This window comes from Mycobacterium sp. 1245852.3, assembly GCF_001669335.1.
Classification (GTDB): Bacteria; Actinomycetota; Actinomycetes; order Mycobacteriales; family Mycobacteriaceae; genus Mycobacterium; species Mycobacterium europaeum_A.
Genome location: NZ_LZLL01000335.1, coordinates 1 through 1,628 on the forward strand (window position 1 = coordinate 1; position 1,628 = coordinate 1,628).

Here is a 1,628-nt window from a genome sequence, read left to right on the forward strand (position 1 = left end):
CGCCGCCGCGTGGCTTCACCCCGGCGCCGCCTCCGGAATGGGCGGACCTCGACGTCGACCCGGCCGACCTGGTGGTCATCGTCGGTGGCGCGGAGCTCGGGCCCTACGGCTCGTCGCGGACCCGCTTCGAGATGGAGGTCGACAACGAGCTGTCGGCGGCCGGCGTCCTGGAGCTGGCCTGGACCACCGGGCTGATCCGTTGGGAGGACGACCCCCAACCCGGTTGGTACGACACGCAATCCGGTGACCTGGTCGACGAGTCCGAGTTGGTCGAGCGTTATCACGACGCCGTCGTGGAGCGTTGCGGCATCCGGGAATTCGTCGACGACGGCGCGATCGACCCCGATCACGCCTCGCCGCTGCTGGTGTCGGTGTTCCTGGACAAGGACTTCGCGTTCGTGGTGTCCTCGGAGGCCGACGCGCGCGCGTTCGTCGAGTTCGATCCCGAACACACGATCATCCGGCCGGTGCCCGACTCCAGCGACTGGCAGGTGATCCGCAAGGCGGGCACCGAGATTCGGGTGCCGCGCAAGACCAAGCTGTCGCGGACCGTCGGCGCGCAGATTCCCACCGGGTTCGACCCGACCGTCTTCGGCATCAGCCAGGACATGGCCAGCTCCACCGACCGGGTGGCGCTGTGGAACATCGTCGCGACCGTCGACGCGTTCCTGTCGTCGGGATTCACTCCGGCCGAGTTGATGCGGTGGGTGCACCCGGGCCTGGTGGCCAGCACGCAGGGCACCGGCATGGGCGGCATGACGTCGATGCAGACGATGTATCACGGCAACCTGCTCGGCCGGAACAAGCCGAACGACATCCTGCAAGAAGTTCTGCCGAATGTCGTTGCCGCACACGTCATTCAGAGTTACGTAGGCAGCTACGGCGCGATGATCCACCCGGTGGGCGCCTGCGCGACCGCGGCGGTGTCGGTCGAGGAGGGCGTCGACAAGATCCGGCTCGGCAAGGCCGAGCTGGTGGTCGCCGGTGGATTCGACGACCTGACGCTGGAAGCCATCATCGGCTTCGGTGACATGGCGGCCACCGCCGACACCTCCATGATGCGCGGCCGCGGTATCCACGACTCGAAGTTCTCCCGGCCCAACGATCGTCGCCGGCTGGGATTCCTCGAGGCGCAGGGCGGTGGCACCATCCTGCTGGCGCGCGGCGACCTGGCGCTGAAGATGGGTCTGCCGGTGCTGGCCGTGGTGGCCTACGCGCAGTCGTTCGCCGACGGCGTGCACACCTCGATCCCTGCGCCGGGGCTGGGCGCGCTGGGCGCCGGTCGCGGCGGGAAGGATTCGGCGCTGGCGCGGTCGCTGGCCAAGCTCGGGGTGGGCGCCGACGACATCGCGGTGATCTCCAAGCACGACACGTCGACGTTGGCCAACGATCCCAACGAGACCGAACTGCACGAGCGGCTCGCCGATTCGCTCGGCCGGTCCGAGGGCGCTCCGCTGTTCGTGGTGTCGCAGAAGAGCCTCACCGGGCACGCCAAGGGCGGCGCGGCGGTCTTCCAGATGATGGGCCTGTGCCAGATACTGCGCGACGGGGTGATCCCACCGAACCGCAGCCTGGACTGCGTCGACGACGAACTGGCCGGCTCGGCCCACTTCGTGTGGGTGCGCGAG

Annotated in this window: 1 protein-coding gene; it reads left to right on the plus strand. The window is 68.9% G+C overall.

Annotated elements, in window-relative coordinates:
* Positions 1-1,628 (plus strand): beta-ketoacyl synthase N-terminal-like domain-containing protein (locus A9W96_RS15185; RefSeq protein ID WP_304441735.1); only part of this gene is annotated, 1,628 nt, incomplete at both ends.